We start from the raw sequence: 22,382 nt of genomic DNA, 5'->3' as shown, positions 1-22,382 counted from the left end.
TCCCTGCCGGACCCCGTTCCGGATGAGCTGCTCCGACCGCCTCTGAGCCCCCTCGCCTGACTCGCGGCGGGGGAACAGCACTTTTCCTTTTTTCTGTTCTCGTTCTGATGCGTGACTGCGCCTGATTGGCGCCGTCGCAGCCTCTCGATATCTCCCTCGCCGCCAATGCGTTTGCGCACGGGGCTGTTCGCTGCCCGTGCGAACTGATGTCATGCGAGGTTGAAGATGCACAAGAAGAATGAAGATCCTGCGTTCCGCCCCTGGCGGGACGCCGGGCCGGCACACCCTGGCCGCGCGGCGCGCCGATCCAAGCCCGGATGGGCAGCCCACGCGGCTGCAGCGCTGTTGCTTGCCATGGCAGCGTCTGCTCAGGGCCAGGCCGCTGCGCCGGCGCTGACGCTGGAGGCAGCCGCGCAGGCCGCCATCCAGCGGCTGCCGCTGGGGCAGGCCGCCAGCCACCGAAGCGAGGCCGCCGAGGCGCTGCGCCGCGCCTCGGAGCGCTGGACGCCTGAAGCGCCGGCACTGGAAACATCGCTGAAGTCCGATCGCGTGGGCAGCAAGGCGGGCGCGCGCGAGCTCAGCATCGGCCTCGCCGTGCCGCTGTGGCTGCCGGGAGAGCGCGCGGCCAGCCGCGCCTTGGCCGAGGCCGAGCTGGCCGGCCTGGCGCCGAGCCAGCAGGCGGCGGCCTGGCTGACCGTGGCCGAGCTGCGCGCAGCCTGGTGGGCGCTGCATTCGGCCCTCAACGAGCAGGCTTTGATGCGTGCGCGTCTGGCTCATGCCGAGCAACTGGCGGCTGATGTGGCGAAGCGGGTGCGCGCGGGTGATCTGGCGCGCTCGGATCAGCATCAGGCCGACGGCGCCGTGGCGGCTGCGCAGATGGAGCTGGCGCAGGCACAGGCGGCCCAGGTCCAGGCCTCGCAGGCTTTGCAGGCCTTGATCGGGCCGCAGCCGGCGCCCGGCGCTGAAGTCCGGCTGTCGGATCAGGCTGAGTCGGCACCGGATGCGGCCGCGGCCCCGGACTTGGCCGGCGCGCTGCAGGCCCATCCGCTGCTGCTTGAGCTGGCTGCGCGGGCCGAGATTGCGCAGCGCAGTGCCGCGCTGAACCGGGTGCAAACCCGCGCCAGTCCTGAGTTGTCGCTGTCCACCGCGCGTGATCGTGGCGCCTTCGGCGAGCCCTATGGCCAGGCGCTGACGCTGGCGCTACGCCTGCCGCTCGGGGCGGGCGAGCGCCACAGTGCCCGCCAGTCGGCCGCTCTGGCTGAGTTGGCCGAGGCCCAGGCGCGCTTAAGTCTGGCGCGTGAACGCATCGCCGCGGAGGTGCAGGCGGCGCAGGGCCGGGCCCAGCTGGCCCGCGTGGCCTTGCAGGCCGCTGAGCGCCGCGCGCAACTGGCCGACGAGGCGCAGGGCTTCTTCGAGAAGTCCTTCCGCCTGGGCCAGGCCGATCTGCCGACGCGGCTGCGCGTCGCGCTCGAGGCCTTCGAGGCGCAGCGGCAGGCGCTGCGCGCGCGCATCGAGCTGGCCCAGGCCGTCTCGCAGTGGCGCCAGGCCTTGGGCCTGCTGCCGGCTGCGCCGACCGAATGACCGAACGAATGAAGCCGGGGCATCGCCTCATCGGCCTCTTCACACCATTGCTGGAAACGATATGAACCTTTTCCCTTCTCTTTCATCGGCCGCATCACCGCGTGCCGGCGCGGCGCTTGTGTTCGCGCTGGTCGCCGCTGCGACCTTGTTGGCCACCGCGCTGCCGGCCCAGGCCGGCCCTGGCCATGACCATGGCGAGGCGCCTGTCGCTGCCGCCGTTGGCGCGGCGCTGCCGCGCTTTGCCACCAGCACCGAGCTGTTCGAGCTGGTCGGCGTGCTCAAGGACCGGCAGCTGACGCTGTATCTGGATCACAGCGCCAGCAACGCGCCGGTCAAGGGCGCCACGCTGGAGCTTGAAATCGCCGGCGCCAAGCTGCCCGTGCAGGGCAGCGGCGAGGGCGAGTTCCAGGCCACGCTGGCCCAGGCCTTGCCGGAAGGCGTGAGTCCGGTGGTGGCCAGCGTCAGCACCGCCGAAGCCAGTGATCTGCTGGCGGCCGAGATCGACGTGCACACGGATGCTGCGGCCGATGCTCATGGCCATGGGCTTGACTGGCGCAAGGCCTGGCCCTGGGCGCTGGCCTTGTCGGCCGTTGCAGCCCTGTTGTGGGTGCTGGTTCGTCGTCAACGCCTGGGAGCTGCAGCATGAGCAAGAAGAAGACTTCATTCAATCGTAGCGGCCTAGCGCTGGCGGCTACTTTGTTGATGGCTCTGAGCGCGCCGCTGGTGCAGGCTGGACCGGGCCATGACCATGGCGATGCGCCGGCCGCGCCTTCGGCGAACGGCCCGCAGCGTCTGCCAGATGGCAGCGTCTTCCTGCCCAAGCCGGCGCAGCGCCAGCTGGGCCTGCGCACCTGGATGGCCGAAAGCAGCGCCTTGCCACGAACGCTGGAACTGAGCGGCACGGTGGTGATGGACCCGAATGCCGGTGGCCTGGTGCAGGCGCTGGTGGCTGGGCGCATCGAGCCGGGGCCGCGCGGTCTGCCGCAGGCGGGCCAGGCGGTGCGCAAGGGCGAGGTGCTGGCCTATGTGCGGGCCGCGGGAGCCCCTATCGAGCTGGCCAATCAGGCGGCCCAGCTGGCCGAGCTCCGTGCGGCCAGAAGCCTGGCGGACAAGCGCCTGGCGCGCCTGCGCGAGCTGGCGGACACAGTGCCGCGCCGCGAGATTGAGGCGGCCGAGAGCGAAGCGGCCAGCCTGGCCGAGCGCGCAGCCGCCGTGGCCGGCGGGCTGAGTTCGCGCGAGGCGCTGGTGGCGCCGGTGGCGGGTGTGATCGCCTCGGCCAACGTTGTCTCAGGCCAGGTGGTGGATGCGCGCGAGCGTGTGTTCGAGATCGTCGACCCGCAGCGCCTGCGCATCGAGGCGCTCGCCTATGACAGCGCCTTGGCGCTGGACGTGGGCGCGGCCGCCTTGACGGTGGGCGAGCAGCGCGTGCCCTTGAGCTTCATCGGCGCGGCGCGCAGCCTGCGCGAGCAGGCGCTGCCGCTGAGCTTCCGCGCCGAATCGGCCGCGCTTGCCGGCCTGGCCCTGGGCCAGCCGGTGCGTGTGTTCGTGCAGACGCGCACGCGCATCACCGCGCTGGCCGTGCCTGCTGCGGCACTGCTGAAGAACCCGGCCAACCAGAACATCCTGTGGGTCAAGACGGCGCCCGAGCGCTTCGAGCCCCGCGTGGTGACGGTGCAGCCGCTGGACGGCGTGCAGCTGGCGGTGACCTCTGGCCTGCAGGCCGGCGAGCGTGTCGCGGTCCAGGGTGCGACCCTGATCAACCAGATCCGCTGAGGAGCCACCCATGTTCAAGTGGTTACTCGATAACAGCCTGCGCAACCGGCTGCTGGTGCTGATCGCCAGCCTGGTGCTGATGGTGTATGGCGCGTTCACGCTGTCGCGCACGCCGGTGGATGTATTTCCTGATCTCAACAAGCCCACCGTCACCGTGATGACCGAGGCCGGCGGCATGGCCGCCGAGGAGGTGGAGCAGCTGATCACCTTCCCGCTGGAGACCAGCCTGAACGGGCTGCCCGGTGTGGAATCGGTGCGCTCGGTCTCGTCGGCCGGCCTGTCCTTTCTCTACATCACCTTCGACTGGAGCACCGACATTTATCGGGCGCGCCAGCTGGTGGCCGAGCGCCTGAGCTCGATGGAAGAGGGCTTGGGCGGTGCGGCGCAGGGCATCGTGCCACGCATGGGGCCGGTCAGCTCCATCATGGGCGAGATCATGCAGATCGCGATTCCGGTGGACGAGCGCAAGACCACCGCCATGGCGGTCCGCGAGTACGCGGACTGGGTGCTGCGGCCGCGTCTGCTGGCGGTGCCCGGCGTGGCGCAGGTGATTCCGATCGGCGGCGAGGTGCGGCAGTTCCAGGTGCAGCCCGACACCGCGCGCATGGCGGCGCTGGGCATCACGCATGATCAGCTGGCCGCGGCGCTGAAGGGCTTCTCGGCCAACACATCAGGTGGCTTTCTGGAGCTCAACGGCCGCGAGTACCTTATCCGGCATCTGGGCCGCACCTCGCGGCTGGAGGACCTGAAGGACCTGGCGCTGGGGGCGCGCCAGGGGCAGCCCATCCTGCTGCGCCAGATCGCCGAGGTCAGCTTCGCGCCCGCGCTCAAGCGCGGCGATGCCGGCTTCGAGGGTAAGCCGGCCGTGATCCTGGGCATTCAGAAGCAGCCCGGCGCCGACACGCTGGCTGTGACGCGTGCCATCGAAGAGGGCTTGAGCGGACTGCAGGCCTCGCTGCCGGCTGGCATGGAAGCGCCACGCGTGACCTTCCGCCAGGCCAGCTTCATCGAGGCCTCGATCTCGACGCTGCAGGGCAAGCTGATCGGCGCCTCGGTGCTGGTGGCGGTGATCCTGTTCTTCTTCCTCGGCACGCTGCGGCCGACGGTGATCGCGCTGACGGCGATCCCGATCTCGATCTTCATCACCGCGTTGGTGTTCCGCTACTTCGGCCTGTCGATCAACACAATGACGCTAGGCGGCCTGGCGATCGCGATCGGTGGCCTGGTGGATGACGCGGTGGTGGATGTGGAGAACATCATGCGCCGCCTCAAGCAGGACCGGGCCGAGAACCCGTGCCGGCCGCAGCCGCTGCTGGAGCTGGTGGCGCGCGCCTCGATGGAGGTGCGCTCGGGCATCCTGTATGCGACGGTGATCATCGTGCTGGTGTTCCTGCCGCTGTTCGCGTTGCCGGGCATCGAGGGCCGGCTGTTCGTACCGCTGGGCATCGCCTTCATCGTCTCGACGCTGGCTTCGCTGCTGGTGTCAGTGACGCTGACGCCGGTACTGAGCTACTACCTGCTGCCGCGCATGAAGTCGCTGGATCATGGCGACACGCGGCTGCTGGCCTGGCTGAAGGCGCGCTATCGCGGTGGGCTGCAGGCCGTGCTGCAGCGCCCGCGCGCGGCACTGGGTCTGGCGGGTGCGGCGGTGCTGGCGGCGGCCGCGACCGTGCCTTTCTTCCCCACCACCTTTTTGCCGCCCTTCAACGAGGGCACGCTGCTGGTCGGCATGCGGCTGAATCCGGGCGTCACGCTGGCCGAGTCCGCGGCGCTGGCGCGCCAGGCCGAGGTTCTGGTGCGCCAGGTGCCCGAGGTCACGCATGTGGGCCGTCGCAGCGGCCGTGCCGAGCTCGACGAGCATGCCGAGGGCGTGCATGTCAGCGAGCTGGATGTGGGCATCAAGCCCAGCGCCGAGCTGGAACGTAGCATGGCCGAGATCAGCGCCGACATCCGTTCGCGCCTGGTCAACCTGCCGGCGGCGGTGGCCATCGGCCAGCCGATCTCGCACCGCATCGACCACATGCTGTCGGGCGTGCGCTCTCAGATCGCGATCAAGATCTTCGGTGAGGATCTGGATGTGCTGCGGGCGCAGGCCGAACTGCTGCGCGCGCGCCTGGCCGGCATTCCCGGTCTGGCCGATCTGGAGGTTGAGAAGCAGGTGCTGGCACCGCAGATCAAGGTGCGGCTGGACTATGCGGCGGCTGCGCAGTACGGCGTGCCGGCGCCGCAGGTGCTGGCCACGCTGCAGGCGCTCGTGGAAGGCGAGAAGGTGACGCAGATCATCGAAGGCGGGCGCCGCTTCACGCTGATGCTGCGCCTGCCGGAGACGGCGCGCTCGGTGGAAGGCCTGGGCCGGCTGCTGATCGAGACGCCGAGCGGCGCCATTCCGCTGTCGCGCATCGCCAGCATCGAGGAAGCCGACGGCCCCAACCAGATCAGCCGCGACGACGGCAAACGTCGCATCGTGCTGTCGGCCAATGCCAATGGCCGGCCGCTGTCCGAGGTAGTGGCCGACATCCGCGCGGCGGTGGCCGAGACGAAGTTGCCGGAAGGCAACTTCATCACGCTGGGCGGCCAGTTCCAGGCGCAGGAAGAGGCCTCGCGTCTGGTGGGCCTGTTGTCCATCGTCTCGCTGACGCTGATGGCCGTGGTGCTGTACAGCCGTTACAAGTCGGCGGTGCTGGCAGCGCTGATCATGGTCAATATCCCGCTTGCCCTGGTGGGGGCGGTGCTGGGGCTGTGGCTGTCGGGCCAGCCGCTGTCCGTGGCAGCGCTGATCGGCTTCATCACCCTGGCAGGCATTTCGGTGCGCAACGGCATCCTCAAGGTCAGCCACTACATCAACCTGATGCGCCTGGAGGGCGAGGCCTTCGGCCTGCCGATGATCGTGCGCGGTTCGCTGGAGCGACTGGCTCCGGTGCTGATGACGGCGCTGGTGACGGCCTTCGCGCTGGCGCCGCTGCTGTTCGAGGCCGAGCGCCCCGGCACCGAGGTGCTGCATCCGGTAGCGGTGGTGATCTTCTCGGGCCTGATCAGCTCGACCCTGCTGGATACCTTCCTGACGCCGGCGCTGTTCTGGCTGTTCGGCCGCAAGCCCGCCGAGCGCCTGCTGCAGGAGCAGGACGCTCAGGCGCTCTGAGCTTTCCCTCAATTCCCCATTTCTGACTCTCATTCAAGGAGCACCCATGAACCTCAAGACCCTTCTGTGGATCGCCAGCTTGACGCTGGTACTGAGCGGCCTGGCAACGGCCGGCGGCAAGCATGACCATGATCACAAGCCCCTGCATGGCGGCGTGGTGGTCGAGTCCGGCGACATCGATTTCGAACTGGTGGCCAAGCCTGAGCTGATCACGCTGCATCTGCGCGATCACGGCAAGCCGCTCAGCACCCAGGGCGGCAGCGTCAAGCTGACGATGCTTGCAGGCAGCGCAAAGTCCGAGCTGGCCTTGCAGGCGGCGGGCGACAACCGCTTCGAAGCCAAGGGCAGCTTCAAGCTGGAGCCGGGCACCCGCGTGGTGGCCATCGTCACGCTCCCGGGGCGTAAGCCGGCCAGCGTGCGCTTTGCGCTGAAGTAGTCGTCGGCAGGGCGGCTCGGCTGCATACACTGCATCGCTTGCGGCCGGGTGTCAGCGCAGCAGCGCTACTGCTGCGCTGGCCCGGCCTCGTTCTCCTGCCTTCCCTGACTGCCCATGCAAGCCCTGCTCGATGCCATCGCGACGATGGCCCTGCCTCACGATGCCCAGCGCGTTTTTCACGGCCGCGGCGGGCTCCACCCCGCTTGCGAGCACCTTGCGCTGGATGCTTATCCGCCGGTGTTCGTGCTGACCAGCTTCCAGCCGCTCCCTGATGAGCAACTGGCGGCCATCGGCGCGGCGCTGGACGCGCGCTGGCAGCAGCTGGCACCGGGGCAGGCGCTGAACTGGGTGTTCCAGCAGCGCGACGAAGGCCGCAGCCACACCCGGCTGATGGCCGGCAGCGTGCCGGACCGGCATGAGGTCAGCGAGGACGGCGCGCGCTTTCGCGTGCATGTGCTAAAGGGCCAGAACCATGGCCTTTTCCTGGACATGGCCGAGGGCCGGCGCTGGCTGCGCCAGCAGGTGGCGGCGCAGCCGGGAGCCAAGGTGCTGAACCTGTTCGCCTACACCTGCGCCTTCTCGGTGGTGGCGCTGCAGGCTGGCGCCAGCCAGGTGGTCAATATCGATATGAGCGACGGAGCCTTGGCCATCGGCAAGCAGAACCATGCGCTGAACGGCATCGGCTCAGGCGCCAGCTATCTGCCGCACGACATCTTCAGCTCCTGGGGAAAGATCACGCGTGGCGGGCCCTATGAGCTGATCGTGGTCGATCCGCCCAGCCACCAGAAGGGCAGCTTCATCGCCAGCAAGGACTACGCGCGGCTGATGCGCCGCCTGCCCGATCTGCTGGCGCCCGGCGGCCAGGCCCTGCTGTGCCTGAACGCGCCTGAGCTGGGCGTGGGCTTTCTGCAAGAGCAGATGCAGCAGCTGGCACCGACGCTGCAGTTCCAGCAGCGCCTGGCCAATCCGGCCGCGTTTGCCGATGTGTCGGACGAGCGCTCGCTGAAGGTGCTGGTCTACAGGGCGCCCGACTGAAACCGCGCTGATCAGCGTTTGCGGCCGGCCTTGCGCGCGGCCTTCTTGGCTTCGGCCTCGGCTTTGGCCTTGGCTTCGGCCGCTGCGCCGGTGGCCACCCAGGCGGTGAATTCCTCGGGCGTTTCCAGTGTGATGCGGCCCAGCGTGCCTTGGCGGAATTCGTACATCAGGATCTCGGCCGCCTTCTGCAGATTGACGCGGCCGCCGCTGAGCATGGCGGCGCGCTTGCGGCCGAGCTGCTCCAGCAGTTCCTCGTCGCTGAGCTCGGGTGTGATCTCCAGCTTGTAGCGTTCCACCAGCAGAGGCGCATAGTGTTGGCGCAGGCAGGCCATCAGCTCGACCGCCACTTCTTCCTCGACGAAGGCATTGCGTCCCACCGCGCCGCTGGCCGCCAGATTGAAGCCAGCCTCGGGCACGGTGATCTTGGGCCACAGCATGCCGGGCGTGTCGAACAGGTAGAAATCGTTCTCCAGCACCAGCTTCTGCTCGACCTTGGTGATGCCGGGCTCATCGCCGGTCTTGGTGGCGCGCTTGCCCATCAAGGTGTTGATCAGCGTTGATTTGCCGACGTTGGGGATGCCGCAGATCAGTACCCGCAGCGGTTTGGCCATGCCGCCGCGGTTCGGCGCCAGCAGCCGGCATTCGCTCATCAGCGCCTTGGCGGGCGCCTTGATGCTGGCATCCAGGCCGATGGCCCGGGTCTCAGGCAGGGCGTTGTAGTGCGCCAGCCAGGCGGCTGTACGCTCAGGGTCGGCCAGATCCTGCTTGTTCAGCAGCTTCAGCGTGGGCTTGCCCTCGGTCAGCTCGGCCAGCAGCGGGTTGCGGCTGGAACCGGGCAGACGGGCGTCCAGCAGCTCGATGACCACGTCCAGCCCCGCCTTCATGCGCTCGCGGATTGCATTGCGGGTCGAGTTCATATGACCCGGGAACCATTGGATCGCCATCGATTTCAGTCTTGCTGCAGGGGGTGCTGGCAATTGTCCCCGCCTTGGCGCGTGAATTTGGCCGGTAAAGGCGATTCTTTTCTAAAGTTCCCCGCCCAGTGGTCGATAAGACGGGAACAATCCCGCTAATTCAAGGGATCCGGAGCTTGTTCGCCATGTCCTCGATCAGCATGTCCACCGCTTTGTCGGGCGTCGCAGTCGCCCAGGAGCGACTGCGCGCGTCTGCGCACAATGTGGCCAATCTGTCGACGGCCGGCTATCGCCGCGAGCAGGTCGCGCTGTCCAGCCTTCCGGCCGAGTCCGGCGTGCAGGTCAGCCGCAGCACCGCCACCCAGCCCGGCGTGTCAGCCGAGCGCGAGTTGATCGAGCAGCGCTCGGCCACCTACAGCTATGTGGCCAATCTGCGCGTCTTGGAAACCCAGATTAAGACCACCGGCGCGCTACTGGACATCCAGGCCTGAGCGTCGGCGCCAGCTGTCGCTTCAGCGCTTGAGGGCGCTGACCACCGTCTTGCCGTCCAGCATCTGCACCTGAACCTGCAGCTTGTCGCCCGGTTTGAGCGAGGCCAGCAACTCAGGCGCGGCGGCGCCGTCCTTGAGCCCGAACACCATGGTCATGCCCGGCATGTCGAGATGCTTGATCTCGGCATGCTTGAGCGTCAGCTTGCGGCCGGCCAGGTCCACGCGGCGGATCTCGGCTGCTACCCATTCTTCGGCACCCTGCCGCGCGGGCGCGGCGTGGTGGCTTTCGTGCCCAGTCGGGGCGGCCTGCGCCAGCGCGGACAGGGGCAGGCTGGCGGCGGCGCAGAGGCCGGTGATCAGTAGCGTCTTCATCATTGGTTTCCTCATCAACAGGCGATCTGGCGGTATCGGGCTTCAGCCGTATTTGGCATAGACACGCGTGCTGCCATCGTGCAGCACCAGCAGCACTTCATAGGGGTCACGCTGACCACCGTATTCGGGGCCATCCATGCCGGGCGAGCCGATCGGCATGCCGGGTACGGCCAGGCCGATGGCACGTGGTCGCTCCTTCAGCAGGCGCAGCATCTCGCGCATCGGCACATGGCCTTCGATGGCATAGCCGCCGACGACGGCGGTGTGGCAGCTGCCCAGCTTCATCGGAATGCCCAGGCGGGCACGCGCCTGGGTGTTGCCGATATCGCGCACCGTGGCCTTGAACAGGCCCTGGGCTTCGATGATGCGGATCCAGTCCTTGCAGCAGCCGCAGGTCGGGCTTTTCCAGACCTCGATGGCGATGGGTGATGGCCCCTGCGCGAAGGCGGGGCCGGCGAAGGCGGCGCCGATCAGGGCCAGCAGGCCGCGGCGTTGCTTGAGTTGTGGGTTCATGGTTTTTTGCTCCTCGGCGTGACGGTGATGCGGCCCCGCATGCCGGCCTGAAAGTGGCCGGCGACCAGGCACGCGAAGTCGAACTGTCCGGCGCGGTTGAAGCGCCAGATGATGTCGCCGCTGCCGCCCGGAGGCACGTGGGCCATATGGGCTTCTTCATGTTCCATGTCGGGGAACTTCTCCATCAACTTGGCATGGGCGTCGAGCTCCTCGGGCGTGCCGATCACCAGCTCATGCATCAGCTGGCCCTGGTTGCGGATGCGCAGGCGCAGGGTCTCGCCTTCGCGCACCTGGAGGTGATCGGGCTTGAAACGCATATCGTCACCCATCGTGACGGTCACGGTGCGGTTGACCTGGCCGGCGTCACCGGCAATGCCGAAGACCTGTTGCTCCTTCTTGAGCGGCGCGGCGCTGTGATGCGGCTGCGGCCCATGTGCCAGGGCGTGGCCGCCGGCGACCAGCAGTCCGAGTGCCAACAGCCAGGACGGGAGTGTGTGCATGCGCATGCTCAGTGGCCCTCGTGCTTGCTGGGTTTGCGGACCTTGACTTCGGTGGCTGCGGCCGCGCCGGGCTTGTGCTGCGGGTGCATCTGCTGATGCATGCCCGGCTTGTGCGCTTTCATGCCCGGTGCTGCTACAGGTGCCGGCGCCTGGCTGGCCGCCGGCGCCGCCGCGCCTGGCACTGGCGCGGCCACCGTGCCCTTGGGCGCCTGCGCGGCATACCAGCCCGGGTCGCTGTAGTCACCGGGCTTCTGCTGCTTGCGCACCTTCAGCACGCTGAACATGCCGCCCATCTCCAAACCGCCATAAGGCCCTTGGCCGGCCATCATCGGCGCGGTGTTGTCGGGCAGCGGCATCTCCATCTCGCCCATATCGGCCATGCCGCGCTCGCCCATCGCCATGTAGTCGGGGATCAAGCGGGTGATCTTGCTGGCCAGCCCGGTGTGGTCGACGCCGATCAGCGTCTCGACGTCGTGGCCCATCGCATTCATCGTGTGGTGGCTCTTGTGGCAATGGAAAGCCCAGTCGCCTTCCTCGTCGGCGAGGAACTCCATCTGTCGCATCTGTCCGACAGCGATGTCGGTGGTCACCTCGGGCCAGCGCGCGCTCTTGGGCACCGGGCCGCCATCGGTGCCGGTGACCTCGAACTCATGGCCGTGCAGATGGATCGGGTGGTTGGTCATCGTCAGGTTGCCGACACGCAGGCGCACTCGGTCGCCATAGCGCACATTGAGGCTGTCGATGCCGGGGAAGATGCGGCTGTTCCAGCTCCACAGATTGAAGTCCGTCATCGTCATGATCTTGGGCGTGTAGCTGCCGGGATCGATGTCGTAGCTGGACAGCAGGAAGCAGAAGTCGCGTTGCACCTCGCTGATCAGCGGATGGCGAGTCTTGGGGTGCGTGACCCAGAAGCCCATCATGCCCATCGCCATTTGCGTCATTTCGTCGGCATGCGGGTGGTACATGAAGGTGCCGGGCCGGCGTGCGACGAACTCGTAGACAAAGGTTTGGCCGGGCTTGATCGAGGGCTGGGTCAGGCCCGAGACGCCGTCCATGCCATTGGGCAGGCGCTGGCCGTGCCAATGCACGCTGGTGTGCTCGGGCAGGCGGTTGGTCACGTAGATGCGCACGCGGTCGCCTTCCACCACCTCGATGGTGGGGCCGGGCGACTGGCCGTTGTAGCCCCACAGATGGGCCTTGAAGCCGGGCGCCATTTCGCGCACGACGGGCTCGGCCACCAGATGGAACTCCTTAACGCCGGCCTTCATGCGCCAGGGGCATGTCCAGCCGTTCAGCGTGACCACGGGGTTGTAGAGCCGGCCGCTGTTGGGGATCAGCGGCGGTGCGGTGTCGGGGCTGGTCTGCTGCACCGCCTCGGGGATCGCGGCCAGCGCCACGCGCGAGACGCTTGCCGCACTGACGGCGGCCGCGCCCACGAAAAGATTGCGTCGGGAAAGCATGGGGAAAGGTCTCCGGATTCAGTGGCCGGCTGCCGGCGCGGCAGGGGCAGATGAGGCGCTGCTGCGGGCGCTGCCTGCAACGGGGCCGAGCAGGGCTTGCTCAAGTTCCGCCTCGGCCAGCAGGAAGTCGCGCTTGGCCTCGATGGCGGTGGCGACAGCGGCGATCTGCAGGCGCGCGTCGGCCAGCAGTTCGAGGGTGCCGATGAACATGCCGTTGTAGCGCAGCAGGTTTTCATCGGCGATGCGCTGTCGGTTGGGCACGATATCGCGCGCATGGTGCTGTGCGATCTCATGCGCGCTGCGGTAGCGCAGATAGGCCTCGCGCGCCTGTGAGCGGGCGTTGATGGCCGTCTCGGCGGTGCGCGCCAGCTGCTGCATATAGAGCGCCTCGGCACGCGCATTGCGGGCCTCGCCCCAGTCGAACAGCGGCAGCTCCAGGCTCAGCTCGATGCCGCGCTGCGTCGGTGCTTCATTGCTGCTGTTGCGGGCCAGGCCCAGCTCCAGCACGTTGATGAAGCGGGTCTGGCGCGTCAGCCCCAGCTCGGCGGCGCGCAGCGCGGCGGCCTGACGCGCGGCCTGCACGTCCAGGCGCTGAGTGATCGCCTGCTGCTCGACGCCGGGCAGCTCGCGCGCCTGCTCGGGCAGGTCCGGCAGGCGCTCGGGCAGCTTCAGCGCTGCGCGCTGCTCGCCCCACAGGCCGAGTGCGCGAGACAGCGCCTCGGTCTGCAGCGCGGCCTGTAACTCGGCGCGCGCCAGCCCCAGCGCCGCATCGGCGTAGAAGGCATGTTCACGCGCCTGTCGCAGCCGGCTGACATTGCCGACCTCGGCCATGCGGCGCGCCAGCTCGGCACTGGCTTCGCCGGCTTCCATCACCTGGCGGGCATAGTGCAGCTGCTCGCGCGCTGCGACCGCCTGGATGTGGCGCTGGCGGGCCTCGGCAGCGACGGTCAGCACCTGCAGCGCGAGATCCTGGCGGGTTTGCGACAGCCGGCGCTGCGCCACATCAGCGGCGCTGGCCAGGCTCAGCAAGCGGGCCAAGCTGAAATGCAGGCCGCGCTCGATCTCGCGCTCGTCGCCTTTGCTCATGCGCCCGACGCTGAAACCGGGGTTGGGCAGGCGCGATGCCTGTACGCGTTCGGCATCCAGCACGCCTAGTTCGAACAGCGCCGCGCGCAGGCCGCGGTGGTTGAGCAGGGCGATCTGCACGGCAGAGTCGCTGCTCAAGGGCTGCGCCAGCAGGGCCTGGACGCGCTGCTCGATCTTGGCCTGAGCAGCTTCGTCGCGGGGCCAGGCCAGGTCTTTGTCGAGCAGCTGGCGGGTCTGCTGCTGCAATGGCGCGAAGCCGGCCTCCGGCGTCAGGCTGGCGCAGCCGCCGAGGCCGAGCGCGGCCAGCAGCATCACCAGCCGCAGGCGCAATGGGGGAAGGGATCGGGTCATGACGGGCCTCAATGCTGATGGGCCGGCTTCGCAGCGGGCGCGCTCTTGCTGTCCGCTGGCAAGGGGGTAGGAGTGGGGGCAGGAGCGGCAGCGCTGGCTTGCGATTCACGCAGATAGACGCGCCAGCCGCCCGCTTCGTGAACGCGCTGGTTGGCCGCGCGCCAATCGCGCAGGCTGGTGTCCTGCAGTGGCTGATAGCGCTGCAGTGCGGAACGGTAGATCAGTGGCGTAGGGCCGGCTTTCGGATCGGCGGGGTCGGCGTGTGCCGGCAAGCTGGCTTGCGCCTGAGCCGGTGCGGCCCAGCCGAGTGCTGCGCTCATGGCGAGCGCCAGCACCCAGGAGCAGGGTGTCTTGTGCATGGAGTGGTCCTCTGGAGAGGCGAGGGAACAACAGGACGGCTTGGACCAGCGCAAGCGCTGGCCCAGGTCAGCAGGCCGAAAAAAGGCCTGCCCAGCTCAGCGGGCTGTTGTTCGTGGCGGCCGTTCGAGCCGCGAGGGGCTGCAGTCCAGACTGACCCACTCCGCGCCGCTGTATTGCACAGGGTGACCTGCTGCAGAGGCCAGGGCCATAGGCGTGCTCGGCAAGGCAGCACCCACGAAGCAGGCGGCACAGGCGCTGCATTGCTGATGGTTCAAGTCGGCAGCGTCATGCATGGCGTGACCGTCATGCAAAGAGGCATCGTCCGAGGCCGCATGGGCTGCCTCGTGGTGCTGCAGCGGCGTCGGCAGTTCGACGCTGCCGGCGGCCGCTGCACTCCAGCCGATGGGCACCGATCCGCAGCCACTCATGCCCACGACCGCTGCCGCTTGAAGCGGCAAGGCGAGGCACAGCACCCAGATCAGGGTGCGCAGCCAGTGTGAGGGGAGGCGGGGCAGCATGGGAGCAAGTGTAGTCCTGGGCGCCTAGTCAGGTGCGCGGCGCCTTGGCCGCACGCCGCAGGGCCACGGCATCCGACGCGCCGGCGCCGCTGTGCTCATCCACCCGAAATACGCCGACCGCGTCCGCCACTTCCTGGGCCTTGTCATTGAGCCCCATCGCCGACGCTGCCACCTCTTCGACCAGCGCGGCGTTCTGCTGGGTCAGCGAGTCCAGCTGTGCCAGCGCCTCGTTGATCTGGTCGATGCCGCGCATCTGCTCGTTCATGCCCTGGCTGATCTGCTGAATCAGCGTGAAGACCTCGTCGACCGCCTGCTGCACCTCGGCCATGGCCTGGCTGGCCTGGCCGACCTGGGTGCCGCCCTCGGCCACACGTTCGCCGGAATTCAGGATCAGGCCGCGCACCTCGCGCGCCGCTTCGGACGTGCGCTGCGACAGCATGCGCACCTCGGCGGCCACCACCGCGAAACCCCGCCCGTGCTCGCCGGCCCGTGCGGCTTCGACCGCCGCATTGAGGGCGAGGATATTGGTCTGGAATGCAATGCTGTCGACCACCTGGATGATGTCGGCGATGCGGGCCGAGGCCGCGCTGATGTTCTCCATCGAGTGCGCCGCCTGGCGCACCGCAAGCACGCTGCGTTCGCTGATGCGACGGGCAGATTCAGCTTTGCTTGCTGCCGTTTGGGCCATGTCGGTGCTGGCATGCACGGTCGCCTTGATCTGCTCCATCGACGCGGCCGTCTGCTCCAGGCTGCTGGCCTGAGATTCGGTGCGGCCCGACAGATCCTGATTGCCCTCGGCGATGGTGTGGGTGCCTTGACGCACCTGCATCACGCCGGAGCGCGCATCGCGCACGATGGACATCAGGTTGACGTTGAGCTGGGCCAGTGCGCCGGCGATGGCGCCGACCTCGTCGTCACGGTCCTTGTGCAGGCGCTGCGTCAGATCACCGGCCGCCATGCGGTTGGCGAAGCGTTCCAGTGAATGGATGGGCGCCAGAACGGCGCGCCTGATGTAGCGGCCGCCGATTGCGGCGCAGACGAGGGTGACGGCCGCTGCGCCGAGCATCGCCACCATCGAATGGTCGGCAATCATGCCAAGCGCCAATCCCAGCGCGGCGGCCAGCCACACCGCCAGAGTGATGCGCACGCCCAGTGACGGGTTGAACCAGCTCGCCAGGCGTCCGCGCCAGCTGCTGTCGATCAGCTGGCCGTGGCGGATGCGAAGCGGGCATTGGGCGCCTTCGCGACGCATTCGGGCGTAGAGCGCCTCGGCGCCTTCGACCTCGGCCCGGCCGGGCAGGATACGCACCGACATGTAGGCGACCGGTTGGCCGTGGCGATCCAGCAAGGGCGTGACATTGGCGTTGACCCAGTAGTGGTCGCCGTTCTTGCGCCGGTTCTTCACCAGCCCGGACCAGGGCATGCCGCTGGCGATGGTGTCCCACATGTCCGCAAAGGCTTCGGCAGGCATGTCCGGGTGACGGATCATGTTGTGCGGCTGGCCCAGCAACTCGTCGCGCGTGTAGCCGCTGACCGAGATGAAAGCGCTGTTGCAGTAGAGGATGCGACCCTTGAGGTCAGTGGTCGAGACCAGGGTCTCGTTGGAGGGGAAGGCGAACTCACGCTGGCTTACAGGCCCGTTGTCACGCATCGAAACCTCCGTGCTTCGCGCTCAACCGACAAAGGGCGGCGGCGCCTGGACAGCTGGGTCCGGCGCCGTTCGTGAGGCCTGGCTGCCGGGCATGTGAGTCCAATATAGGGCTCAGCCCGCTGCGTGCATAGAGCGATGGCGAGACTGTCGTGTCGCCTGAACCTGTGGCAACTGCCACCACGTGCACGCCCTGCAGGCGTTACTGCAGAAGGCGCGGCAGGCAGGGCAGGCTGCAGGCGAAGATTACTCGTCGTTGCGGAACACCAGACGCACTTCATGCGTCTGTGCCGAGCCGCTGGCTTCGAAGCGCCAGTCCATCAGGGCCCGTTGCACGGCGCGATCGAACACGCGGCGGGGCTGTGATTCGACGATGGTCACTTCGGTGACCTTGCCGTCGGCATCGATGGCCATCTTTGCCCTGACGACGCCGCTGTCCACAGACGCTTGCACCGCTTCGCGCGGAAACTCTGGCGGCACGCGCTTGATCAGCTTGGGGGTCGAGGCGTGTGCCGCGGCAATGAAGCAGGCGAGTGCGGCAGTGCCGACGATCTTGGCGAGGTGGGTGGACTTGTACTTCATCATGAGACCTTGAGTGAGTGTCAGTGTTCTGGGTGGGGACGGAAGGGGAAGGGAAGTCAGTGGCTAGTCGCCGGGGCCCGGAAGAAGCCGACCGCATCCAGCAAGCGCGACGAGCTCTGCTTCAGTTCATCGGTGCTGCGGTTGAGTTCATCGACCAGTGTGGTGTTCTGCTGAGTCGTGCGGTCGAGTTCGGACATCGCGTTGTTGACAACGCCGACGCCGCTGGCCTGCTCCTGGGCGGAGTGCGAGATTTCTTCGATCAGGTGGCCCATATTGTTGACCTCGTCGACCACTGAGCGGATGGTGGCGCCGGCATTGGCCACCAACTGGGTGCCGGTATCGACCTTCTCGGAGGATTCCTGGATCAGCTGCTTGATCTCCTTGGCAGCCTGCGCGCTGCGCGAGGCCAGTGCGCGCACTTCGGACGCGACAACGGCGAAGCCCTTGCCGTGCTCGCCCGCGCGGGCGGCCTCCACTGCGGCGTTCAACGCCAGGATGTTGGTCTGGAAGGCGATGCCATCGATCACTCCGATGATGTCGCCGATCTTCTTGGAGCTTTCGCTGATTGCCTGCATGGTGCTGACGACTTCGGTCACCACAGTGCCGCCTGCCGAGGCTGACTGGCGGGCCTTCGTGGCGATGTTGGCAGCCTTGCGGGTCAGTTCGCTGGCGCCGGTCAGGTTGGACGCGATCTGCTCGACCGATGCCGCGGTGTTCTGCAGGCTGGCTGCCGAGCGCGCGGTGCGGTCCGACAGGTCCTGGTTGCCGCCGGCAATCACGCCGGAACTGTGGGCCACCTCGCCAGCGGCGCTGCTGACGCTTTGCACAACGCCCGACAGCGCGGTCTGCATCTCGCGCATGGCGCCCAGCATCTGGCTGAGTTCATCGCTGCCGTCGACTTCGATGCGCTGGGTCAGATCGCCCTCGGCGATGGCCTGCGCGGCTTCGCGGGCGCGGCGCGCCGGCAGCACGATGGAGCGGGCGATGGTCAGGCCGCCGACTACACCGATGGTCACTGCCACGAGCACCAGCACTGCCGTGACCATCACCGACGAGCGCGCCACCTCGCCGCCGGAGACTGCCAGCTCGCGGGCGGTGTCGAACTGCAGGTCAACCAGGGTCTTCAGACCTTCCTGGTAGGCCTGCTGGGCAGGGCGCACATCCTTGATCAGGCTTTCGCGTGAATCGTCCGGGTTGCCGGCTTCGGCAACCTGGCGGAATTTGGCGACCGCGGCGATGAAGGCCAACTCCCGCTCTCGCACCTGGGCGACGAGCGTCTTTTCGTTGCCATCGCCAATGCTGGCTTCCAGGCTGGCCAGCTGCTTTTCGGTGTCGGCCAGAGCCGCGTCGATCGCGGCGTTCTGGCGCTTGATCTGGCGTGCCTCGTCCAGCAGGATCAGGTCGCGCGCCGCACGGGCGATGATGTTGACATTGCCCTCCAGGGCATTGGCCGAGGCGATCTTGACGAGGCTGGTGTTGGCCGTCTGGTCAAGGTCCTGCGCCAAGCGGTTGGCGTTGAAGGCGCCGAAGACGCCAATCGCGATCAGCAGCAGCACCAGCAAGGTGTAGCTGACGGCAAGTCGCTGGCTGATGCGCAGCTTGGAAAGAAGCTTCATTCTCGAAGATCCGTAGGAGTAGGCGTTGGTCTGGTAACGCCTGCTCGTGGCGAGGCGCCCCTCGACTATCGGTCGCTTCGGCCCCCACTTTAGGGGGGTGCGGCGCGAAGGCAAGCCCCAGCGTGAAAAAGGCCGCAGGCCTCAGTCTGGAGTCAGGGTTTTCACTGGTAAAGCAGCCCGTGGCGAACTCGTTGCGCCTTGCCCTGCATGCCTTTGTCGTCATTTGCTGCTGCAGCAGCGGCACCAATCAGCGCAATCGCTTGACGTCGACTTCGCTGACTTCACCCGCCTGATGGCCCCAGCTGCTGCGCAGGAAGCTGGCAATCGCGGCGAGCTCACGCTCATTGAGTTCGCTGGCGAAAGGCGGCATGCCGAAGGGTCGCGGCTTGTCAGCCGTGGCCGGCGCGAAGCCACCCCGCAGGATGATCTGCAACAGATTACTAGCGCTCTCCATCGTGACGACGCGACTGCCAAGCAGTGTCGGGTAGATGCCGGCCACGCCCTGGCCCTGCTCACCGTGGCAGGCTGCGCAATGCTGCTTGTAAAGCTCGGCACCCAAGTCCCGTAGGGTCGGATCCAGCGGGCGGTCTGACGGGGCTCGCGCCGAGGCCTTGGTTGGCAGCGACTGGAGATACACCCCCATGGCCGCGAGGTCGGCTTCGTCCAGATGTTGGGTGCTGCCCAGCACCACTTCGGCCATCGGCCCTTGGGCGCTGCCGTGGCGGTTGCTGCCGGTCTTCAGCCATTCACGCAATTCGCCAGCTGACCAGGCGGCCACGCCGGCCTCGCCCGGATCGTTCAAGGAGGGGGCGTACCAGCCCCGTGCGTCCAGCATGCCGCCGCGGAAGTCCGAGGCACTGCTGGTCGCGCCGAATGCGTTGCGCGGGGCATGGCAGGCGTTGCAATGGCCCAGCCCCTGGACCAGATAGGCGCCGCGGTTCCAGATTGCGTCACGTGCGGGGTCGGGCTGGAATACCGCGGGTCGGAAGAACAGCGCGCGCCAGACGGCCTGGGCCGGCTGGGTGCGATAGGGCCAGCGAAGTTCGTCGGGCCGGTTGGGCTGGGCCACGGCTGGCAGGCTCTGCAGGTAGGCGAACAGCGCGTCGCTGTCCGCGCGCTGGATCAAGGTGTAGTTGGGGTAGGGAAAGGCCGGACTGAGTAGGCGGCCATCGCGGCTGCGGCCGTTGTGGAGCGCACGCCAGAAGTCGTCAGCCGACCAGGCGCCCAGGCCATGCTGGCGGTCGGGCGTCAGATTGGAGGCGAACACGGTGCCGAAGGGCGTCGGGATCGCCCGCCCGCCGGCATAGGCCTCACCCCCGCGTTCGGTGTGGCAGCCCATGCAGTTGCCGGCGCGGGCCAGGTAGGCCCCGCGTTCGACCAGAGCCGGCGTGCTTTGCAGCGGCGAGCCGCCGGGAGGCGACTCGTCCAGCCGGTTCAGCAGCAGGACTGCGAGCGCGGCGGCGACCAGCGCCAGTAGTGCGGCGATCAAGCTGCGGTGCCACGCCCTCAGCATCATTCCAGCCCTCCGCAGCGCATCGGCATCGGCTTTGGCAAGGCGGTGGCCGGCTTGGCCGGGCTGGGTACCGTTTGGGCGGCCAGCCATTGCGAGATGGCGTTGATTTCCTCGGGCTGCAGCTGACGCGCGATCTTGGCCATGCAATCGGGCTCGACTGCGCGACGCTGCCCGCTGCGCCAGGCACCCAGCTGGCCGTTCAGATAGTCGCGCGGCAGGCCCAGCAGCCCTGGCACAAAGGGCTGCAGGCCGGTGAGCTTTTCGCCATGGCAGGCCACGCAGGCCGGAATGCCGCGCGCCGGGTCGCCCTGCTGCACCAGGCGCTGGCCGCGCTGCAGGGCTTCAGCCGGCAGCGTGGGCGCCTGCGGCGGGCCGTAGGGCAGATCCAGCTGGGCGAAGTAGCCGGCCAGTTCCAGCAAGTACGCGTCGGACAGCGGTGCGATCAGATCGCTCATCAGGCCGTACTGCCTGCGCCCGTCGCGGAAGTTCAGCAGCTGCTTGTGCAGATAACCCTGGGGCTTGCCGGCCAGGCGCGGGTGGTAGCCATCAGCCGCCGCTCGGCCCTCCTTGCCATGGCACAGGGTGCAAGCCATGGCGCGTTGCGCCAGGCTGTCTTCGGCGCGCGGCGCGGCGCTGACGGCTGTTGTGAGCAGCAGCGCGCCCAGCAGGGCAGCCTTGAGGATCGCTTGGTGCATGGGTTTCAGGCGGCTGGGCGGGCGCGGCCGCCGAAGATGGCGGTGCCGATGCGCACCACCGTCGCGCCTTCAGCAATCGCGGCTTCCAGATCGGCGCTCATGCCCATCGACAAGGTATCGAGATGCAAGTCCTGTTGCGCATTGAGCTGGGCCAGCAGCGCGGCCAGCGCATGGTGCGGCGCTCGCTGCGCCTCGAAGTCGCCGGCCGGCTCGGGGATGGCCATCAGGCCGCGCAGGCGCAGCCGCGGCAGGGCGGCGACTTCGCGCGCCAGCGCCGGCAGTTCGGCCGGCACGATGCCGCTCTTGCTGGACTCGCCGCTGATATTGACCTGCAGGCAGATCTGCAAGGGCGGCAAGGCTGCGGGCCGCTGTTCGGACAGGCGCTGCGCGACCTTCAGCCGGTCGACGCTGTGCACCCAGTCGAAGGCCTCGGCCACCGCGCGGGTCTTGTTGCTTTGCAGCGGGCCGATCAGATGCCACTCGATCTGGCTGCGCAAATCGGCCAGTGCAGCAATCTTGTCCAGGCCTTCCTGCACATAGTTCTCGCCAAAGCAACGCTCGCCGGCAGCATGCGCGGCGCGCACGGCGTCGCTTGGAAACGTCTTGCTGACACTCAGCAGCGTGACGCTTTGCACGGGCCGGCCGACAGTCCGGCAGGCTTCAGCAATGCGTCGGTGGACTTGTTGTAAGTTCTCGGAGATCGTCATAATGGCCCAAGCCACTTCGCCTTCGACATGGACATCACCCAACTGCTGGCATTCTCGGTCAAGAACAAGGCCTCAGACTTGCACCTCTCGGCCGGCTTGCCGCCGATGATCCGGGTTCACGGCGATGTGCGCCGTATCAATGTGGAGTCGCTCGACCATCGTGCGGTGCACGACATGGTGTACGACATCATGAACGACACCCAGCGCAAGATGTACGAGGAGACGCTGGAAGTCGACTTCTCCTTCGAGATCCAGGGCCTTGCGCGCTTTCGCGTCAATGCCTTCAACCAGAACCGCGGCGCGGGCGCGGTGTTCCGGACCATTCCGTCCAAGATCCTGACGCTTGAGCAGCTCAACGCGCCCAAGGTCTTTGCCGAACTGGCGCTGAAGCCGCGCGGCCTGGTTTTGGTGACGGGGCCGACGGGTTCGGGCAAGTCGACCACGCTGGCCGGCATGGTCAACCACCTCAACGAGAACGAGTACGGCCACATCCTGACGATCGAGGACCCGATCGAGTTCGTGCACGAATCGAAGAAGAGCCTGATCAATCAGCGCGAGGTCGGGCCGCACACGCTGAGTTTCTCGAACGCATTGCGTTCTGCGCTGCGCGAAGACCCGGACGCGGTGCTGGTGGGTGAAATGCGCGACCTGGAGACCATCCGCCTGGCGCTGACCGCCGCAGAAACAGGCCACCTGGTGTTCGGCACCTTGCACACCTCCAGCGCTGCAAAGACCGTGGACCGTATCGTCGACGTGTTCCCGGCGGCCGAGAAGGAGATGGTGCGCGCGATGGTGTCGGAGTCCTTGGTGGCGGTGATCTCGCAGAGCCTGTGCAAGCTCAAGGACGGCTCGGGCCGCGTGGCGGCGCACGAGATCATGCTGGGCAGCTCGGCCATCCGCAACCTGATCCGCGAGAACAAGGTCGCGCAGATGTACTCGGCCATCCAGACGGGCAACAGCCAGGGCATGCAGACGCTCGACCAGAACCTGACGGACCTGGTCCGCCGCAACATCATCTCGCCAGCCGAGGCCCGCTCTAAAGCGAAGTTCCCGGAGAACTTTCCGGGCTGAAGCCCGGAGAGTTCGACGTTA

22 protein-coding genes are annotated in these 22,382 nt (G+C 67.7%); 8 read left to right on the top strand and 14 right to left on the bottom strand.

Annotated elements, in window-relative coordinates; translation table 11 throughout:
* The first annotated feature begins 354 nt into the window (after window positions 1–354).
* From ACIQ67_RS10595 to ACIQ67_RS10570, 6 genes are all read left to right on the top strand, one after another.
* Window positions 355–1,581, top strand: a complete 1,227-nt coding sequence (locus ACIQ67_RS10595; RefSeq protein ID WP_397534338.1) for a TolC family protein — start codon at window positions 355–357, stop codon at window positions 1,579–1,581.
* Window positions 1,582–1,642: 61 nt separating this feature from the next.
* Window positions 1,643–2,227, top strand: a complete 585-nt coding sequence (locus ACIQ67_RS10590; protein WP_397534337.1) for a hypothetical protein — start codon at window positions 1,643–1,645, stop codon at window positions 2,225–2,227.
* Window positions 2,224–3,354, top strand: coding sequence for an efflux RND transporter periplasmic adaptor subunit (locus ACIQ67_RS10585; RefSeq protein ID WP_397534336.1), 1,131 nt, complete (start codon window positions 2,224–2,226; stop codon window positions 3,352–3,354). The genes ACIQ67_RS10590 and ACIQ67_RS10585 overlap by 4 nt, the downstream gene beginning before the upstream one ends.
* Before the next feature lie 10 nt (window positions 3,355–3,364).
* Window positions 3,365–6,493, top strand: coding sequence for an efflux RND transporter permease subunit (locus ACIQ67_RS10580; protein WP_397534335.1), 3,129 nt, complete (start codon window positions 3,365–3,367; stop codon window positions 6,491–6,493).
* Window positions 6,494–6,539: 46 nt separating this feature from the next.
* Window positions 6,540–6,929, top strand: a complete 390-nt coding sequence (locus tag ACIQ67_RS10575) for a hypothetical protein (protein ID WP_397534334.1) — start codon at window positions 6,540–6,542, stop codon at window positions 6,927–6,929.
* A gap of 114 nt (window positions 6,930–7,043) precedes the next feature.
* Window positions 7,044–7,964: a class I SAM-dependent methyltransferase gene (locus ACIQ67_RS10570; RefSeq protein WP_397534333.1), complete on the top strand. Its 921-nt coding sequence runs from the start codon at window positions 7,044–7,046 to the stop codon at window positions 7,962–7,964.
* An 11-nt stretch (window positions 7,965–7,975) separates the two neighbouring features.
* Here the strand turns inward: ACIQ67_RS10570 and ylqF are convergent, their stop codons facing one another.
* Complete coding sequence (gene ylqF / locus ACIQ67_RS10565) at window positions 7,976–8,908, bottom strand: ribosome biogenesis GTPase YlqF (protein WP_397534332.1); 933 nt, start codon at window positions 8,906–8,908, stop codon at window positions 7,976–7,978.
* A gap of 155 nt (window positions 8,909–9,063) precedes the next feature.
* Between ylqF and ACIQ67_RS10560 the strand changes: the two genes are divergently transcribed.
* A complete protein-coding gene (locus ACIQ67_RS10560; protein WP_397534331.1) occupies window positions 9,064–9,369 on the top strand; it encodes a flagellar basal body rod protein in 306 nt (101 codons plus the stop codon).
* Window positions 9,370–9,390: 21 nt separating this feature from the next.
* Here ACIQ67_RS10560 and ACIQ67_RS10555 read toward each other — a convergent pair whose 3' ends face one another.
* The 13 genes from ACIQ67_RS10555 to ACIQ67_RS10495 form a co-directional block, all read right to left on the bottom strand.
* On the bottom strand, window positions 9,391–9,741 hold the full coding sequence (locus ACIQ67_RS10555) for a copper-binding protein (RefSeq protein WP_397534330.1): 351 nt from the start codon (window positions 9,739–9,741) through the stop codon (window positions 9,391–9,393).
* 42 nt (window positions 9,742–9,783) lie between these two features.
* Window positions 9,784–10,254 carry a DUF411 domain-containing protein gene (locus ACIQ67_RS10550; RefSeq protein WP_397534329.1) on the bottom strand — a complete coding sequence of 157 codons (471 nt, stop codon included), beginning with the start codon at window positions 10,252–10,254 and terminating at the stop codon, window positions 9,784–9,786.
* A complete protein-coding gene (locus ACIQ67_RS10545; protein ID WP_397534328.1) occupies window positions 10,251–10,754 on the bottom strand; it encodes a cupredoxin domain-containing protein in 504 nt (167 codons plus the stop codon). Before ACIQ67_RS10545 ends, ACIQ67_RS10550 begins: the two co-directional genes overlap by 4 nt.
* A gap of 8 nt (window positions 10,755–10,762) precedes the next feature.
* The gene (locus tag ACIQ67_RS10540; RefSeq protein WP_397534327.1) at window positions 10,763–12,214 is read right to left on the bottom strand and encodes a multicopper oxidase family protein; all 1,452 of its coding nucleotides are present in this window, start codon (window positions 12,212–12,214) and stop codon (window positions 10,763–10,765) included.
* A gap of 18 nt (window positions 12,215–12,232) precedes the next feature.
* Complete coding sequence (locus ACIQ67_RS10535) at window positions 12,233–13,651, bottom strand: TolC family protein (protein ID WP_397534326.1); 1,419 nt, start codon at window positions 13,649–13,651, stop codon at window positions 12,233–12,235.
* Window positions 13,652–13,659: 8 nt separating this feature from the next.
* Entirely contained in the window at window positions 13,660–14,010 is a 351-nt protein-coding gene (locus ACIQ67_RS10530) for a hypothetical protein (RefSeq protein ID WP_397534325.1), read from the bottom strand.
* Between the two features lie 96 nt (window positions 14,011–14,106).
* The gene (locus ACIQ67_RS10525; RefSeq protein ID WP_397534324.1) at window positions 14,107–14,529 is read right to left on the bottom strand and encodes a hypothetical protein; all 423 of its coding nucleotides are present in this window, start codon (window positions 14,527–14,529) and stop codon (window positions 14,107–14,109) included.
* 28 nt (window positions 14,530–14,557) lie between these two features.
* Window positions 14,558–16,180 (bottom strand): methyl-accepting chemotaxis protein, encoded by a 1,623-nt coding sequence (locus ACIQ67_RS10520; RefSeq protein ID WP_397534323.1) that lies wholly within the window; start codon window positions 16,178–16,180, stop codon window positions 14,558–14,560.
* 243 nt (window positions 16,181–16,423) lie between these two features.
* Complete coding sequence (locus tag ACIQ67_RS10515) at window positions 16,424–16,759, bottom strand: TonB family protein (protein ID WP_397534322.1); 336 nt, start codon at window positions 16,757–16,759, stop codon at window positions 16,424–16,426.
* Between the two features lie 56 nt (window positions 16,760–16,815).
* The gene (locus tag ACIQ67_RS10510) at window positions 16,816–18,375 is read right to left on the bottom strand and encodes a methyl-accepting chemotaxis protein (protein ID WP_397534321.1); all 1,560 of its coding nucleotides are present in this window, start codon (window positions 18,373–18,375) and stop codon (window positions 16,816–16,818) included.
* A gap of 247 nt (window positions 18,376–18,622) precedes the next feature.
* The gene (locus ACIQ67_RS10505; protein WP_397534320.1) at window positions 18,623–19,891 is read right to left on the bottom strand and encodes a c-type cytochrome; all 1,269 of its coding nucleotides are present in this window, start codon (window positions 19,889–19,891) and stop codon (window positions 18,623–18,625) included.
* Window positions 19,888–20,583, bottom strand: coding sequence for a c-type cytochrome (locus ACIQ67_RS10500; RefSeq protein WP_397534319.1), 696 nt, complete (start codon window positions 20,581–20,583; stop codon window positions 19,888–19,890). Before ACIQ67_RS10500 ends, ACIQ67_RS10505 begins: the two co-directional genes overlap by 4 nt.
* Window positions 20,584–20,588: 5 nt before the next feature.
* Window positions 20,589–21,290 carry a YggS family pyridoxal phosphate-dependent enzyme gene (locus ACIQ67_RS10495; RefSeq protein WP_397534318.1) on the bottom strand — a complete coding sequence of 234 codons (702 nt, stop codon included), beginning with the start codon at window positions 21,288–21,290 and terminating at the stop codon, window positions 20,589–20,591.
* 27 nt (window positions 21,291–21,317) lie between these two features.
* Between ACIQ67_RS10495 and ACIQ67_RS10490 the strand changes: the two genes are divergently transcribed.
* Complete coding sequence (locus ACIQ67_RS10490; protein ID WP_397534317.1) at window positions 21,318–22,361, top strand: type IV pilus twitching motility protein PilT; 1,044 nt, start codon at window positions 21,318–21,320, stop codon at window positions 22,359–22,361.
* The last annotated feature ends 21 nt before the right edge of the window (window positions 22,362–22,382 follow it).

Origin of the sequence: Roseateles sp. (assembly GCF_044373315.1) — a bacterium.
Lineage (GTDB): Bacteria > Pseudomonadota > Gammaproteobacteria > Burkholderiales > Burkholderiaceae_C > JACDQM01.
Note: the sequence above shows the minus strand (reverse complement) of the source record. Positions and strands in the feature narration are given on the sequence as shown.